This window comes from Paenibacillus sp. J22R3 (assembly GCF_056269305.1).
Window position 1 is genome coordinate 534936 of the sequence record NZ_JBWDNS010000004.1, and the last position, 16197, is coordinate 551132.

General features: G+C 52.3%; 16 protein-coding genes. All 16 read left to right on the forward strand.

All coding sequences use genetic code 11. From position 1 onward, the window contains the following. Positions 1-113: 113 nt before the first annotated feature. The gene (locus AC0YN4_RS21065) at positions 114-836 is read left to right on the forward strand and encodes a CpaB family protein (protein WP_475784140.1); all 723 of its coding nucleotides are present in this window, start codon (positions 114-116) and stop codon (positions 834-836) included. Continuing rightward, entirely contained in the window at positions 833-1705 is an 873-nt protein-coding gene (locus tag AC0YN4_RS21070; RefSeq protein ID WP_475836678.1) for a CpaE/TadZ family protein, read from the forward strand. The genes AC0YN4_RS21065 and AC0YN4_RS21070 overlap by 4 nt, the downstream gene beginning before the upstream one ends. Then, entirely contained in the window at positions 1705-3120 is a 1416-nt protein-coding gene (locus tag AC0YN4_RS21075) for an ATPase, T2SS/T4P/T4SS family (RefSeq protein ID WP_475784142.1), read from the forward strand. Before AC0YN4_RS21070 ends, AC0YN4_RS21075 begins: the two co-directional genes overlap by 1 nt. Next, complete coding sequence (locus AC0YN4_RS21080) at positions 3117-4055, forward strand: type II secretion system F family protein (RefSeq protein ID WP_475784143.1); 939 nt, start codon at positions 3117-3119, stop codon at positions 4053-4055. The genes AC0YN4_RS21075 and AC0YN4_RS21080 overlap by 4 nt, the downstream gene beginning before the upstream one ends. A 19-nt stretch (positions 4056-4074) precedes the next feature. Further along, on the forward strand, positions 4075-4965 hold the full coding sequence (locus tag AC0YN4_RS21085) for a hypothetical protein (protein WP_475784144.1): 891 nt from the start codon (positions 4075-4077) through the stop codon (positions 4963-4965). Between the two features lie 29 nt (positions 4966-4994). Continuing rightward, positions 4995-5147, forward strand: a complete 153-nt coding sequence (locus AC0YN4_RS21090; RefSeq protein WP_475784145.1) for a hypothetical protein — start codon at positions 4995-4997, stop codon at positions 5145-5147. 12 nt (positions 5148-5159) lie between these two features. Further along, positions 5160-5306 (forward strand): hypothetical protein, encoded by a 147-nt coding sequence (locus AC0YN4_RS21095; RefSeq protein ID WP_475784146.1) that lies wholly within the window; start codon positions 5160-5162, stop codon positions 5304-5306. After that, entirely contained in the window at positions 5303-5728 is a 426-nt protein-coding gene (locus AC0YN4_RS21100; protein WP_475784147.1) for a hypothetical protein, read from the forward strand. Before AC0YN4_RS21095 ends, AC0YN4_RS21100 begins: the two co-directional genes overlap by 4 nt. A 26-nt stretch (positions 5729-5754) precedes the next feature. Continuing rightward, positions 5755-6243 carry a hypothetical protein gene (locus AC0YN4_RS21105; RefSeq protein ID WP_475784148.1) on the forward strand — a complete coding sequence of 163 codons (489 nt, stop codon included), beginning with the start codon at positions 5755-5757 and terminating at the stop codon, positions 6241-6243. A gap of 162 nt (positions 6244-6405) precedes the next feature. After that, on the forward strand, positions 6406-7377 hold the full coding sequence (locus AC0YN4_RS21110) for an ABC transporter permease (RefSeq protein WP_475784149.1): 972 nt from the start codon (positions 6406-6408) through the stop codon (positions 7375-7377). Between the two features lie 36 nt (positions 7378-7413). Further along, entirely contained in the window at positions 7414-8271 is an 858-nt protein-coding gene (locus AC0YN4_RS21115; RefSeq protein WP_475836679.1) for a carbohydrate ABC transporter permease, read from the forward strand. Positions 8272-8361: 90 nt separating this feature from the next. Beyond that, on the forward strand, positions 8362-10077 hold the full coding sequence (locus AC0YN4_RS21120; protein WP_475836680.1) for a type 2 periplasmic-binding domain-containing protein: 1716 nt from the start codon (positions 8362-8364) through the stop codon (positions 10075-10077). A gap of 74 nt (positions 10078-10151) precedes the next feature. Next, the gene (locus AC0YN4_RS21125; protein ID WP_475836681.1) at positions 10152-11951 is read left to right on the forward strand and encodes a sensor histidine kinase; all 1800 of its coding nucleotides are present in this window, start codon (positions 10152-10154) and stop codon (positions 11949-11951) included. 42 nt (positions 11952-11993) lie between these two features. After that, positions 11994-13541 (forward strand): response regulator transcription factor, encoded by a 1548-nt coding sequence (locus tag AC0YN4_RS21130; protein ID WP_475836682.1) that lies wholly within the window; start codon positions 11994-11996, stop codon positions 13539-13541. Positions 13542-13670: 129 nt separating this feature from the next. Then, complete coding sequence (locus AC0YN4_RS21135; protein WP_475836683.1) at positions 13671-14918, forward strand: M24 family metallopeptidase; 1248 nt, start codon at positions 13671-13673, stop codon at positions 14916-14918. A gap of 230 nt (positions 14919-15148) precedes the next feature. After that, on the forward strand, positions 15149-16195 hold the full coding sequence (uxuA, locus tag AC0YN4_RS21140) for a mannonate dehydratase (RefSeq protein WP_475836684.1): 1047 nt from the start codon (positions 15149-15151) through the stop codon (positions 16193-16195). The last annotated feature ends 2 nt before the right edge of the window (positions 16196-16197 follow it).

Below are 16197 nucleotides of genomic sequence, written 5' to 3' on the forward strand. Positions count from 1 at the left end.
GTAGCAGAATATTTAGCGACCGCTATGCGAAGAACGCAAGCTTGGGCTCCATGCCCCTGCTTGCGTTCTTTTTTTGTTTCTCGCTATTTTAAGAGCTGCGGAAAGGAATCGCCATGAATCGAAAGCGTCATATAGGGGTTACCGTTTCGGCAGCCCTCTTGTCAGGTTTACTTGTCTACGGAGTATATGTTCTGCAGCTGCGTCAGGTGAAATTTCAAGAGACGGTGAATGTCATCGTGCCGGTTCGCTTCGTAGATGCCGGTGAGCGGCTGACAACGGAGATGCTGGGCGTGAAGCAGATTGCCAAAGCATCCTATGTTCCGGAGATGTTCCTGCGTGAGGAAGAGATGGACGGCATGGAGGTGATTGTACCTCTGGGAGCTAATGAGCCTTTGCTTAGCTGGAAGGTGGACAAGTTTCGGTTGCTGCCAAGTCGAGAGCAAGCCACCTTTCAAATCCCGCGCGACTACGTCCTCTCCGTCTCGAATGGCATTCGCGCCGGAGACAAAGTGATGCTTTATTTATCGGGAGAGTCTGTGGCATCTGCCAGGTTGTTTGCTGAATCGGTGACGGTTGCCTCGGTGAAAACATCGGGTAATCTCGAAATTGACAGTACAAGCAATTCGAACTTGATGTCGTTAGCCAACTCGGACAAAGAAGGCATGTATGCGGCCAGACGTGATGCGAACGGCATGATTGATGCCGTCAATCTGAATCTGACGGAGGCGCAGTGGCTAAAGCTCGATTCGATCTGTAAAGGCGGCAAGAGCAAAGTGGTTATTGCGTACTCGTCCGAATCGCTGGCTATTGCGGCAGCCGAAGGTGGATTGCGATGAATGATTTTGCCGTAGCCGTAGCCGGTGCCGCGACATCCAATCCGATCATCACCTTTCTCGGTACGACACCTAATATCGGTACTACTGCTGCTGCTTTCGCTTCGGCCTGCCGAATTGCAGAGGAGTGCGGGAGGTCCGTTGGGTATCTATGCCTGAATCTCAAGAGTGCGAAAGCGCATCGTTTCCTAGGTGTAGATAAGCCTAGTGCAACACTGGATTCGTTACGACCTGAGCTGCTTACCGGTTCTTTGCAGCCTGATAAACTGCTTCGTTCCATGCATCGCTGCCGAGGAGCAGCTGATCTGCATGTGCTGTTCGGCAACATTATGCGAGATCAGGCTGAGTTTTTTACCATCGAAGAAGTAGAGCATTTGCTCGCTGTCGCAGAACAGACTTTCAGCATCGTGATTGCGGATGTCGGTGCGTATTGGGATAATGCAGCAACGCTATGTGCGCTTCGTAAGGCACATAAACGGATTATCGTAACGACAAGTGCGTTGTCTCACTTTCAGGAGGACGGACAGCGCTGGATCAAGCAGCTTTCCGCTATGTACGGCGTTGCTCCTCACGATTATGAAGCGATTATAATACATCAGCCCTGGGGCAGAGGAGGATTTCATGTGAAGGATATTTGTAAAGAGCTCGGAGTTGCTTTTCTAGGTGAGCTGACGTTATCGGAGCCGCTGTTATCACAGCTTGATAGCGGAACACTCGACGAGTGGCTGCTTAATGACGAGAGAGGGAAGGCGGTCATGAAGGAGCCTTCAAGTAAACTCATTGAGCATTACGGCTTGAAACGGCAAATGAGGATGACGGTACAGCCTTGGTATAAGAAGCTGCTAACCCATCGCGGCGGAGTCAGCTCCTAATGAAAGGCGACGGACGCTTCTCGCCATCGGCCTTCTCGGCGAAGCTGCTGGCGGTTGAGTCGGTAGCTGATGCTGCTGTCCCGGTAACGGAGCATGATGCGCAGCGGGACTTTAACCGGTTATCGGAAGACGTGCGTGCCTACTTGGCGTTGCCACGCGGCGAGACAGAGGAAGAGCGGCGTGAATACAACGAGAGCTTGAATCGAGCGGTGCTTGGCTATACGAACGATCGGGAGCGAATCCTCGCGGTTATTGCAGATCGTCTGCTTCGGCAGCGGATTCATGAGCTGCCCGGGTATCAGCATCCGTATTCGACGCTTGCAGAGGCGCTGTTCGCCGAAGTGATCGGGATGAGTGTGCTGGAGCTGGTGCTGCAGAAACGGGAAGGACTGGAGGAAATTCAGGTCGTGGGTACGAGGATATTCGAAGTGCGAGACGGACGGAGTACGCCGTCCCACTATGCCTTTGATTCGCTTCGCGAGGTTGAGCGGATTCAGCAGAACTTAGTGCTCTACAATAATGATCGCATCAATCCGCGCAAGAGATGGGCTGAAGTGATGCTTCGAGACGGTACAAGGGTCACGATGACCGGCCATGGGTTCACGGCGCAGCCTACCCTGACATTGCGATTCTATACCGTCAGACGATTTCAACTGGAACAGCTTGGGCGAGAGGAATTAGGAACGATTAATGAGCGGCTTCGACTGATGCTGCTGGCCATTCTGGAAGCAAGATTCAACCTTGTTGTCATTGGCCCAACGAACTCCGGCAAGACGAATCTCATCAAGGCGCTGATCGGTGAGTTGCCGGACGAGGAGAGGATTGTAACCATTGAGGGCAGGCACGAGCTGATGCTGATGCGGGATTTCCCAACGAAGAATGTGATTGAATATGAAGCAGATGAGGAAGATGCGATGCATCGCTCCTCGCAGGCCTTCAAGCTGGCTCTGCGTCAGTCGCCACAGCGGATTATCCATGCCGAAATTCGGGATGAGGATGCCAACATCTATGTGCGAGCGTGTACGAGAGGACATGCAGGCAGCATGACGACGCTTCATGCCAATATGCTGGAGGATGTGCCCGAAGCGATTGCGGATATGTGTATGCTTGATGGCCGGGGGATGAACCCGGAGCGGCTGACGAAACGGATTGCTGAGTATGTGACTCAGATCGGAATTGAAATGCGTATTGCTGCAGGACGACGCCGGCTGGTCCGATTGGCGGAAATGGGATGGGCTGACGGAGTAGTGTTTGTCAGAGATTGGGCTGTATTCGATGAGAATCTTGGCGATTGGCGGTACCCTCAGGGCCCGTCTGCGGCGGCGCAGGTTAGGTTGACGTCGGCGTCTGTGGAGCATTGGGGCTCCGTATGGCTGCCGGATTTCAGGCGCATGGCGGGAGCTGAGCCCAAATGATCGTCAAGCTGGGGCTGCTTACATTCCTCTTTGCGCTCTTCGGTGCTGTATTTGTTGCTGTTCGAGGATTAATTGGCATATGGCTGCATCGGCAGCAAGTCATCGGTCGCCTGAATTATCGACGCGATCGTGGTGTTCATGAACGGTTTATACGTTTTCTGCAGCGCTTCGATCGTTCGTATCGCCATCTATCTGAGCTGCTTGAATCCTTGCAGCTGAGCTGGCGTCCTGTCTCATTTACCGTGACAAGCTTACTTCTTCTGTTGATCGGTATATCCTTCGGGGCACTGTTTTTCCAAAGCGCCAAAGGAGCATCCATGCTTGGCGGTGTGATGGTCACGGCACCGTATATGCTGCTTCGGACGATGCTGGTACACCGCCAGATGAAGACGCGAATCGACTTCCTGCCGGCAGTGGAGCTGTTCTACCAGTGCTGCCTTGTCAGCGGGGGACGGCAGATTAAAGCGGCGCTTCAGCGAACGGTTGAAGAGAAGCGGCTTCTTGGGCCTATGCAGGCCGTATTCGAGCAGCTGTACAGGAATGTATCCGTCCGAGGCGATGATGAAGCCAGTTTGCGAATTTTTGCGGCATCGCTTGGACATGTGTGGGCTGATTATTTTGTGAATATCGTCCGTGCAGGGCTGGCAGAGGGACATCCGATCGCTGCCAACTTAAAGGACTTGATTACCGATATGCGCAAGGCGCGCAGAGCCAACCAGCAGGAGCGCAATAAGCTGCTCGAGATTCGTATCGCGAACTTCTCGCCGATCTTGTTTCTCCTTCTCTTCATCGGTATCAACTTTCATTATAATCCTGAGAATGCATACCAATATTATATTGTCGATCCGGCAGGACGAGATTTATTGCTGAATGCAGGGATGATGATATTTGGCTCATTCGTCATGGGGTTATGGTTATCTCGCAAGAAAATGTAAAGGAGGTTCATAGTCAACTATGAGTGACTCTATTGCGAAAGTGGTCATGTGGGCAGCGCTTGGCGGACAATATGCAGCATTATTCCTGCTCTTCGCCTCACTAATGAAGCTTCTGACGTTTAAGAAGCCGCGTTATGTGCATGTATTCATGCAGCATTGGCGGAAGAAGACGGTCAGCGATCAATGGCTTTCATTTGCGAGAATCAGTCGCGAAAGCAGCTTATTCAAGGAGCGAGAACGACTACTCGCCGGATGCGGCTATACAGGTGATGCGGCGCTGTATGTGCTGCTTCGCCGTCTCTTCTTTCTGCTTATCCCGATCTGGTCGGCTGCAGCGTACGGTTTCACATATGTGGAATGGAATGCTTTGCCGCGTATAAGCGCGCCGCTACTTCTGTCTATCGTGATCGTGTTCTTGCTCTGGGATATTCCTTGGCTGGAAGCGATTCGGAAGACGAGAGCAGAGCGGATGACCAAGGAGATTTATGTCGTCAGCAATCAATTGCTTTATCTGGCAGGTTCATCGCTTCATATTCATACGAAGCTGATGCGCTGTTTGCCTTACACGCGCACCATGCGAAGCGAGCTGCAGATGCTGCTTGGCGAGTGGTATCACGATGCAGAAGGGGCATTAAGGCGGCTTAAGCTGAAACTTGGAACCGAGGAGGGGCTGAGCTTCGTTGAGACGATCGATTCCCTGCGGCTCCATGAGAGCGACCAGTATTATGAGCTGCTGCGAGAGCGAATCCAAGATTACAAGGAGAAGCTGGAATTGGCTAAGGACAGTCGCAAGGAATCGACATCCTACTTGTTATTTGCCATAGCAGGGCTTCCGATCATGTATACCTTTCAGATTTTTATATACCCATGGGTCCGAGAAGGGCAGAAGCTGTTTAGCTCCCTAAATTAACAAATTGAGGCTATAAAGGAGGTGAGGGCATGCGGAATATTCTGATAACCGTCATGATGCTGATTGTTGTTGTCCTGTTGTTTAATGCGATTGTAGGCAAAGATACAACCGGAACGAAGGATCAAATCGAAACACAAGGCAATGCGGCAAATACGAAAATCAGTACGATTCCCCTTCCTTAAGGAGGTTGTGGCATGCGCTCGTTATTGATGACGCTGCTGCTCATCATCGTTGCAGTCATGCTTTACAATGGCGTAACGGGTGGTGAACAAGGGACAAAGTCTCAACTGGAGCGGTCTGGGAGACATATGAGTGATGGTATTCGGAGGATGAGCCCGTGAAAAGTTTGCTTGTATTTATCCTCCTGTCAGCTATGATGTGTTGGTTTATGTTTTCTCCGATTTATAAGCATGTGCTGATTGTCCGGCAGGCCGTTCTTCAGCAGGAAGTCGATTACATGTTGGAAATTGGCGCTAACGGCGACCATGGCTACATTGATGCCGCCATGCTGCAGGCCTCCAAACTTCGACTAGCCAGATATGGGCTCCTCCCCAGTTCAGTCGAATTCGTGGTCAGCTCAGGGAGCGGCGCCTCAGCGACCGACGCCGCCCAGCCGCTGCTAAGGGGAACATCCTTGTCACTGACAGCGAGCTATCCCATCGAAGGTTTGCTTGCCATCGACCGGCTAATTGGGCTGGCACCGCCACCGGCAAATACGAAGCTGCGAGCCTCTGGGATGAAGATGAGTGAATATGTCCCATAACCATTCCGGGGAGAGGAAGCTGCCGTATGTATAAGCTGGTGCTTGTCATGCTGATGATGGTCGTATGGATGCTGCTGCACGCGCTTCAAACCGATGAGGAGCTGGCGATTACAGCGCTGTTTCAGGGCAAACATGCGATTAATCGCGCCGCACATGCAGCGGCACAGCAGGTGGATGAAGCTGCGCTGGCAGAGGGCAGGCTGCATATTGATGAGCTTGAGGCAAGCAAGGCTGCCGGAATTTATTTGCAGCGCAATCTGCAGCTGGATGAGAGCGGGCAGCCTTTGCCCGGCTCCTATTTGAAGGAGCGAGTGGAGGTCGTTGATTTCCAGGTAATCAACTGGGACTCTGCGGCGTTCCCATATACGTATCGCAATGATACCTACGACTATGAGGTAACACTGCACCGCCCCGGCGTCATTCTGATCGCCAAGATTGTATATCCCCGCGTATTTACGGTAATGGAACCAATAGAGTGGATGATCAAAGGAGCAGCGGAGCTGACGTCAAGTTGACGGGGCCGCTGTTCTTTTTGTGTTGTGCGGCAAACGCAGTCGAAAACTCAGTGGATTTGTGCACCTTTTCAGTTTCACAGTGTACCTTTCTGTTGTAAGCGTTTGCTATACTGTGTTTATCAAACCGGCAACGCTTCGGAAAGTGAGAAGGAGGAAGCAAAATTGGCAAAACCAGGCCTTAAGTCAGTCGCAGCTACGCATCCCGGCAGGGCTCAGGCTCCTTCGAAACGCGGCCTATGGCAACGGATTGTGGATCATCGCGCGCTCTATCTGATGTTTCTGCCCGTCATCGCGTATTACGTTATTTTCAGGTATTGGCCCATAGTGCTGGCATGGATCGTTGCGTTCAAGGATCTTCAGCTGGGTACGGGCGTCTTCAGCAGCGAATGGGTCGGTTTCGATAATTTTCGCATTATGTTCGAGGATCCCGAAATCGTCAATGTGCTGCGGAATACGGTCGAAATCAGCTTGCTCCGCATCTTGGTCGGCTTCTTCCCGCCTATTATTCTGGCCATCATGTTCCATGATCTCGCCTCGAACAGGATGAAGAAATGGCTGCAAAGCGCAGTGTACATCCCGCATTTCTTCTCGTGGGTTATCGTTTATGGGATCGTGTTTGCATTCTTCTCCACGGGCTCCGGCTTCGTTAACAATGTACTGGCATGGATGGGCTATACCAGATTCGAGTTCTTTCTATCGGAAACTTGGTTCCGTCCGCTGCTGCTCGGTTCCGCACTGTGGAAGGAAATCGGCTGGAGCACGATCATTTATCTAGCGGCACTGACGACTGTCGATCCACAGCTGTATGAGGCGGCCACGATTGATGGCGCTGGACCGATCAAACGAATCACGGCGATTACGCTGCCGAGCATTCTGCCTGTGATCACCTTTGTACTTTGCATCAGCCTCGGCAATATCCTGTTTGCGGGCGGTGAGCAGATTTTGCTCTTCTATAATAAGGCCGTGCTCGATTCCGCAGATGTCATCGAGACCTGGGTGTATCGTGAAGGACTTAATCGGCTTCAATTCAGTATCGGAACGGCTGTCGGCGTCTTCCAGTCCATCATTGGCATGGTCTTCATTATTTCGAGCAACTTCATCGCCAAAAAATATACCGGCCGAGGCATCTGGTAGAATGGGGGCCTTATGATCTATAAATCGCGAAGTGACATGATATATCAGATAATCATTCATAGTATCGTTATTCTGGTGGCGATCACCGCAATCTTCCCGCTGGTCTACGTCCTCGGGATGTCGTTCACGACCAAAGCGGAAATGATTCAACGCAATTATTTCGTCATTATTCCGAAGGAACCTACGCTTGAGGCCTACAAGCGGATAATGGCTTCCTCCGTTGTGTGGCATTCGTTCCTGATTTCCGTCTTCCGCAGCACGGTCGGGCCGCTGCTTTCATTGGCGTTGACGACAATCGGGGCATACGTCTTGGCGCAGCGGACGCTGCCTGGCAGGAAGCTGTTTCTATTCTTTGTTTTGGCTACTATTCTACTGAATGGCGGCATGATTCCAACCTATCTCGTCATCAAACAGCTGGGGCTCATCAACTCGCTTTGGTCGATGGTTCTGCCGCTTATGGTAGACAGTTTCGGGCTGCTTGTCATCAAGATCTTCATTGAGAACCTGCCCGATGGGCTCATCGAATCCGCCAAAATCGACGGAGCGGGGGAATGGAACACATTGACGCGAATCGTGCTCCCGCTTGCGGCACCGGCGCTGGCTGCCATTGGGCTGTTTAATCTCGTGGCGCATTGGAATAGCTGGTTTGACGCACTGCTTTATTTGAATGACAAGTCGCTCTATCCGCTGCAGATGGTGCTTAAGAACATGCTGACCGTGGACTCCATCAGCGGCGACAACATGAACGGGATGCTGAAATCTACACAGGCTGTCAGCACCGAAACGATCAAGATGGCGACGGTTGTCATCGGACTCGTACCGATTCTATGCGTCTATCCTTTCCTGCAAAAGCATTTTGTCAAAGGCATGTACATGGGGGCTGTCAAAGGGTAAGGAAAGTTGAGCATTACCAGAGGTGTCGAGAAGCCATCCGGAGGCGCTTCTTCACATATATCATTGGTTTCAGAGAGGGGATCAATAGCCATGAGAAAGAAAATGACCTATTCAGTACTGGCCGTACTTTTGGCTTCCGTTACCATGTTGAGCGCTTGCTCAGACAATTCGACGAACAACGGCGCCGCCAATAACAATGCAGCTGCGACGGATAATGGAGGCGGCGATAACGCGGCGGCGGATAATGGCAGCGGAGATGCCAACAATGGCAAGGCGGAGCCGCCGCTCCCAGAGCTCAATTTCCCAGACGCGTTCCCGAAAGTGCCGAAAGCTGTAGATAAATCCAACTACTCGTACGACGATATGAGCAAATCCTACGACCTAGATATCATGGTATCCGGCTCCTTCAACCAGTCGGTGCCTGAAGATAAGGTGAAGGAATTCTTGGAGAAGCAATTCAACGTGAAGCTGAGATTCACGAGCATGAACGCGGATGATCTGAAAAACTCCGTTAGCGTGCGCTTTGCTTCCGGGGATGAACCGGATATGGTTATGATGCCGGTCAAGGATGTCGCATTATCGCTCTATAATGCCGGCCAACTGCTCGACGGCAAGGACGTTCTGCCATACATGCCGCAGGCGATGGAATATGTCACGAAGGAATACAAGAACTGGGCGACCACGAAGGATGATCAATTAATCGGGGTGCCGCGTTACAGCGTTTTCCCGGACAACTGGGCCTATTTCATCCGCCAGGATTGGCTGAAGGAATTTGGCATGAGCATGCCGACGAATGAAGACGAGCTGTTCGCTTATGCGAAAGCAGTCGTCGAGAAGGATCCTAACAAGAATGGCAAAGCCGATACCTGGCTGATGGGCGCTGCCGGCGCCGGCAACGGATGGACAATGATGGACGCGCTGAAGACGATGTACGGCCATCCAAGCTGGAATGATCAGGACGGCAAGATCAATCATCCGATGCTCGACGGCACGACTAAGCAGTTCCTACAATTTGTGAAGAAGTTGTACGACAACAAGCTGCTCGCGCCGGATTGGTATACGATTGGTTGGGAGCCGTTCAAAGCTTACAGCTTGAACGATCAGATCGGTCTCGTCTGGTACCCGGGCTGGAATATCGTGCAGGAGCAGTACGATGCGAAGAAGAAGGATGCAGTGGCAGCTACGCTGTGGGAACCGCTCAATCCACTGAAATCGAACGATGGTAAAGGCGGCATGTACGGACCGGGAGGCAATCCGGGAGGCATGTTCATTTTCTCCAAGAAGCTGCAGGATGATCAAGGCAAATTGATGCGCCTTGCCCATATGCTTGATACGATGATTTACCCGAACGAGAATTATTGGGCGGTATCGCAGGGCGGCGGGCCGGAGATCTTCCCGGATGACTCCACCGTAAAGCTGAACGACGACGGCACGAACGTCTTCTTCATCAAGGATTCGCATCTCTCGAAGGCGAAACCGGAATATCAATCGCTCGCAGATTGGCAGTTCTTCGGTTACACGCTGATCTGGCAAGTCTATGACGATGAGCCGGTTGGCGTGACCGGAAGCAAATGGAATCAGCAGGTTATCGCCATGCCGCGCTACAAGAACTTTGATATGAACCTGACGCTCGACGGTCCAACGAGCCAGAAGCTGACTGACTTCCAGAACAAGAACGAAATTTCCTTCGTGCTCGGCAAACGTTCCTTTGACGATTGGGACGCTTATGTGGAAGAATGGAAGAAAGCAGGCGGACAGAAGCTCATCGACGATGCTGCCACGCAGCTAGGCGTAGAGAAACAATAAGGTTCTATAGGTATTCGGTATACTCATGAATGCGCATCCGTGCATTCGTGAGTATACTTGTCTATTCACGGATCATGCCGCCATGGAAGGGTGCATCGAGATTGAATCCTCGCTTCGCGCTTGGTTCGCGCGCCAAATTAATTGTACTCTTGTTCATACCAAGCACGTTGTTCGTGTTCTTCGTCGTTCAAATCGCCAAGGACTATACGCTCGGGTTCCTCAGGGAAACGCAGAACGAAGCACTTGCCGGCATGTCCAGTCAGGTCACGCACCTAATCTCCATCTATAACAGTGAAATTACCTATAACATGCTGGAAATGGAGCAGACGATTAAACAGGAGGGCGGCTCGGGCGATAATCTAAGCAGTTCCATGCATACGGCCGCGCAAATCCGCTCCGATTTTGTACGAGGCATTGTTTATCTACGCAATGACGGGGTTATTACGGGGTATCCGCAAAATTTCTGGGGAAATTTCTCGGAGAAGGAAGAGCAGCTTGTGCGGAAGCAGGCGGAAGAGAGTCGAGGCGTGTTCGAATGGTCGGATACGATTCGTTCCGATATCGGCCGAACAGGCGCATACGGCCCGACGAGCCTTGTGACAAAGACGGTATTCGATGAAGAGGGCCATACTTCCGGCTATCTGGCGTTTCTCGTGGACTTGTCTGCTTTTCTGGATCGGAGCGCGGCCTTCGCCGGCAGCTACGATACGCAGACACTGCTCTATGGCAGCGACAATCAATTGATCGACTACATCTGGGCAAGCCCATCGACGCAGGGAAGAAGAAAGCTTGTCGAGGAGAAGAACGTGGAGACGCTGCCTCAGGCGCTCCGTTATTTCAAGGAAGCCGGCGTCTATCATTCCGTCTCGTATATGAATACGAACCTAAAGTGGAAAGTCATCGTCGTCGGCGACGTCAATAAACTGGAGAACCGATTCAAGCCGCTCGGGCAGATCGCTTGGTCGCTGCTGTTGTTCGGGCTAATCGGTTTTCTGGGCATATATATTACCGTCTCTTGGTGGTTTACGAGGCCGATTCTCGCACTGACCAAAGGAATTCGCAAGGTTGCCAGAGGCGACCTGGAAGCGAAAGTGCAGGTGAAGCAGCGAGATGAGCTGGGTGAGCTGGCGAATCAGTTCAATCAGATGACCGGCAAAATATCCGATCTTGTTATCGGGCTGCAGCGAACGGAGGAAGCAAAGCGCCAATCTGACATGCAAGTGCTGCTATCGCAGATCAATCCGCATTTCCTGTACAATACGCTGAATACGATAGACATCATGATTGACGTCAGCCCTAAGCGAGAGCTGCACGAAATGATGGCCGTGCTCTGTCGATTGCTCCAATATAGCTTAGAGGACAACAAACAACCGCCGTTGGAAGAAGAACTGCTCTATGCGCGCGATTATTTACATATCCTATCCGTCCGCTACGGTAACCGCTTCCAGTTTCGGATTGGGTCGGCGCCGCCGGAGATTGCAAGGATGCCGGTCATGAAGCTCGTGTTGCAGCCAATCGTAGAAAACGCGGTCTTCCATGGACTGCATGCATTGGAAGGGCGGCAAGGTGAGCTTGACGTTTCAGTTCATGTCGAGGAACGAGCAGTCGCGATTTATGTGCGCGACAATGGCGTCGGCATTCCGGAGGAACGACTGGAATGGCTGCGTCAGGCACTGCGGGAAGACGTGGATCCGGGCAGCGAGCGCGGCATCGGGGTGCTGAATGTTCATCGGCGGATTCGGCTTCATTTCGGAGAGCGCTATGGGTTATCCATCCGCAGCGAATACGGTGAAGGAACGACTGTCGTTATTCTATTGCCACGGCTGGAAGATGAGAGAACTCCCAAAGCTGCGGGAGAACTCCTAAAGCTGTGAGAGTTTGACTCCGTCAAACTCCCTATTACAGGAGGTTAGCGAATGAATGAATCTACGTTTCGCCTGCTTATCGTCGATGACGAACCGTTAGCCAGGATGCGCATTCGTTCATTCGATTTGGCAGCCCGCGGTTATGCTATTGCCGGGGAAGCGGAGAACGGCGAACAGGCTTGGCGCATGATTGAGAAACTGCAGCCTGATATCGTAATTGCGGATATTGGCATGCCGATCCTTGATGGACTTGGCTTATTGAAGCGGATCAGCGGCATGACGTCGCCGCCGGCAGTCATCCTGTTGACGTGCTTCGAGGACTTCGAGAAAGTGCAAAGCGCCATGAGGAACGGTGCGGTTGATTACTTGACGAAGCTGCTGCTAAGCGAGACAGAATTCATCGCCTGTCTGGATAGGGCGGTCGAGGATATTCGCAAAACGCGCATGCAGAAGCATTGGACACTTAGGCAGCTGCTGCAGGACCGGCTGCTCTCCGGAGGTGCATCGGCATCCTTGGAGACTATGGAATACGAATTGTCGGTCTATAAACAATTCAGGCTCTGCCTGCTGCGGTTTCCCAGCAATGTCAAGTATGATGCGGCGCAGCTGATAGACGCCTATGAGAAAGATGAGGCACCTTACACGTCATTCGTCATTCGTCTGGCAGAGCCGCTCTGGGCAGTGCTGTTCACTTCAAGCGATACGAATCATTGCGCAGATTTCAATGCTTGGGCCATGCATACTTTGAAGCAGGGCTATGAAGAATGCACGATTCGTGGCATACAGCCGCTCCAATCGCTAACGGACCCCAAGTTTAAATTGGCACAACTGCCGGATGCGCTGGTAACCTGCCGCAAGCTGCTCGATCAGGCTTTCTATGAACCGAAAGGGACTGTCATCCTTAATGAAAGCAGCCCGGGCGAGGAGACGTCAGCATCTAGTGCTAGACTGAAGATGCTCTATGAGGGCATAAAGAAGGCGACGGTAGACAGCGATTCGGCTTCCATCGGAGCGCTGCTGGATTCGTGGCTGGATGAAATTTCCGTTTATTCGAAGCCGGGTATTGAACAGCTGAAGCATGCCGGCTTCGAGCTTAGCGGCTGCTTTAGAGAGGACGTCGTTGTGGAGACGGAAGAAGGGACGGTCAATGTTCGCGAATGGATTCTTGCTGCCATCGAGCACTGCGAGCATGTCACCGGCCTCTCTATAATCGTCAAGCAGCTAATTGAAAGCTTAAATCGCAGGACGTTGCCTATTCATCGCGGCCGCCAAGAAATCCGCGATGCGATCACGTATATCCGCAGCAACTATCAGGAGGACATCGATCTGGTCACCGTTGCCCGCCAGGTTAACTTGAGCCCCAGTTGGTTCGGGACGCTGTTTCGCAACGAAACGGGACATAGCTTCTTAGATTTCCTTCAGGACTACAGACTAGAGCAGGCAAAGGCAATGATGGCACAGTCGGACCTTAAAATTTACGAAATCTCCACCATGGTCGGGATTGCGAACCCGAGATATTTCTCGCGGCTGTTCAGTGATAAATACCGGATCAGTCCACAGGATTACCGAAGCAAGGCAAGGAGTAAGCTGCTCGGATGATCGGATGGCATGGCCAATTATTAATCGAATGGACAATCAGGAGAGCAGCGGAGCTGACGTCAAGTTGACGGAGCCGCTGTTCTTTTGTTGTAATGGAGGAAATAAGCTTGGAGCAAGGAGCGGTTGCGTATGCAGGTGAATAGAGGAAGGGTAGAAACGATGCAAGTACAGCAGAACGAAATCGCCGAGCGTATCAATAGGCTGCAGCAGCTAATGGCCGCAGCAGGTATACATGCTTTTCTGGTCACGCAGCATGTGGATCTCTATTATTTTACCGGCTCGATGCAGGCCGGGTATGCCTTTATTCCAGCTGAAGGCGCGGCGGTGTTCTATGTGAGACGCAGTGTGGAACGGGCGTTGCAGGAGTCGGCGGTGCAAGTGCAGGCGTTGAACTCGCTGCGTCAATTCCGCGCGCAGTTAGAGCAGGATCATCCATCCGTGTTTGGCAGCGGCGGCGCACAAGTAGTGACAATTGCAACGGAAATGGATGTCCTGCCGGCAGCTACATTCGCCAAGTTAGCCGAAGTACTGGCAGGGAGCGGCAACGATTGCTCCTTAGTAGACGGATCGACTCTCGTGCGGCGTGTTCGGATGGTGAAATCAACATGGGAAGTCGGCCGTATCGAGTCAGCCGCACAGGTTGTCGCAGAAGCGCTGGAAGCTGCTGTCGGCATCATCAAGGAAGGCCTTACCGAGCTTGAGCTGATGGCTCGAATCGAATATGAAATTCGCATTCGCGGTCATATCGGACTGATGCGTACGCGAAGCTACAACATGGAAATTACGACCGGCATGCTCGGCTCAGGCGCAGCGGCTGCCGTTCCAAGCGCGTTCGATGGTCCGGCAGGGGGCCTCGGCCTTGGACCTGCTTTTCCGCAAAGCACGAGTCGCAAGTCGATCATGCGGGGGGAGCCGATTCTGATCGATATCGGCTGCTGTATCGATGGCTACATTATCGATCAGACGCGAACGGCTGTAATCGGCAGTCTGACTGATGACCTAGCGGAGGCGTATGCGCAAGCAGAGCTCATCATTCGTCAATCGGAAGCGCTGATGCGACCTGGAACATCCAGCGAGTCCATCTATGCGGCTGCGTTGAAGCAAGCTGCTGACGCAGGACTTGCTGATCATTTTATGGGCTATGGCATCAATCAGGTCAAATTCCTTGGTCATGGGATCGGGCTTGAGGTCGATGAGTGGCCTGTGTTGGCGAAGGGATTCCGCGATCCGCTCGAAGCGGGCATTACGCTTGCGGTAGAACCGAAGTTCACCTTCCCGGGACGCGGTGTCGTCGGAATCGAGAACAGCTACCTCATTACCGACACCGGCTGCCGGCCTCTCACAAGATCGCCTGAAGGGTTAATTCTTATACCATAGAAGATGAAGCTGTTTGCGAGTTAACGTTAAGTTGCTCGCAGGCAGCTTCTTTGCGTTTCCGGTTGTCGCCAGCTTGACTCAGATGCGGTACTTCTCTCTTAGATTTAACTGTGGTTAAGGTAATCGGTAAAGCCGATTTCTATTGGACCTTGCTGTGCTACAATAATGCTGAATCGATATGTCAATAAACGGAAAACGACGAATCTACCGAATCCAAGAGGTGCTATACGATGAAAATGACGTTTAGATGGTTTGGCAATGACGACCCTGTCACCTTGCAGAATATCCGCCAAATTCCTGGGATTTACGGGATTGTAACGGCACTTTACGATGTGCCGGTCGGTGAAGCCTGGCCGGTGGAATCCATCCTTCGGCTCAAAGAAACGATCGAAGCCGCAGGGCTGCGGCTGGCGGTAATCGAGAGCGTTCCCATACATGAAGACATCAAGCTGGGACGACCTTCTCGTGACCGACTTATTGAAAATTACAGTCAAACGATTCGCCGTCTTGGCGAAGCAGGGGTTCCGGTCATCTGCTACAACTTTATGCCCGTTTTCGACTGGACACGCTCCCAATTAGCCTATACGCTGCCGGATGGGTCCACGACATTGACGTTCGAGGACGAAACCATTTCCCGCATGGATCCTGTCAACGGCGACTTATCCTTGCCGGGCTGGGATCAAAGCTACACCAAGGAAGAGATGGGACAGCTCATCGACGCTTACGCCGAAGTAACGGAGGACGTACTTTGGGGCAATCTCGCTTATTTCTTGGAGCGCATTATTCCCGTCGCCGAAGAGGCAGGCGTAGTCATGGCCATTCATCCGGATGATCCGCCATGGCCAATCTTTGGACTCCCGCGCATCGTCAGCAATTTCAATCAACTGAAACGTCTGACCGAGCATGTCGACAGTCCATCAAACGGCATTACCTTCTGTTCCGGCTCCCTGGGTGCGAACGAAGACAACGATTTAACGGCGATCATTCGCCATTTTGGCTCACAAAGAAAACTGCATTTTGCCCATACAAGAAACATCCTGCGTACGGGTCCGCGCTCCTTCCAGGAATCGTCGCACCGCTCGTCGGACGGCTCCATCGATATGGTGCGGATTCTGGGAGCACTGCACGAAACCGGATTTACCGGTCCGCTTCGTCCGGATCACGGCCGCATGATTTGGGGCGAGCAAGGACGTCCCGGCTATGGACTCTATGATCGTGCGCTTGGCGCAACGTATTTGAACGGGATTTGGGAAGCGATTTCAACGACAAGGAGCTGACC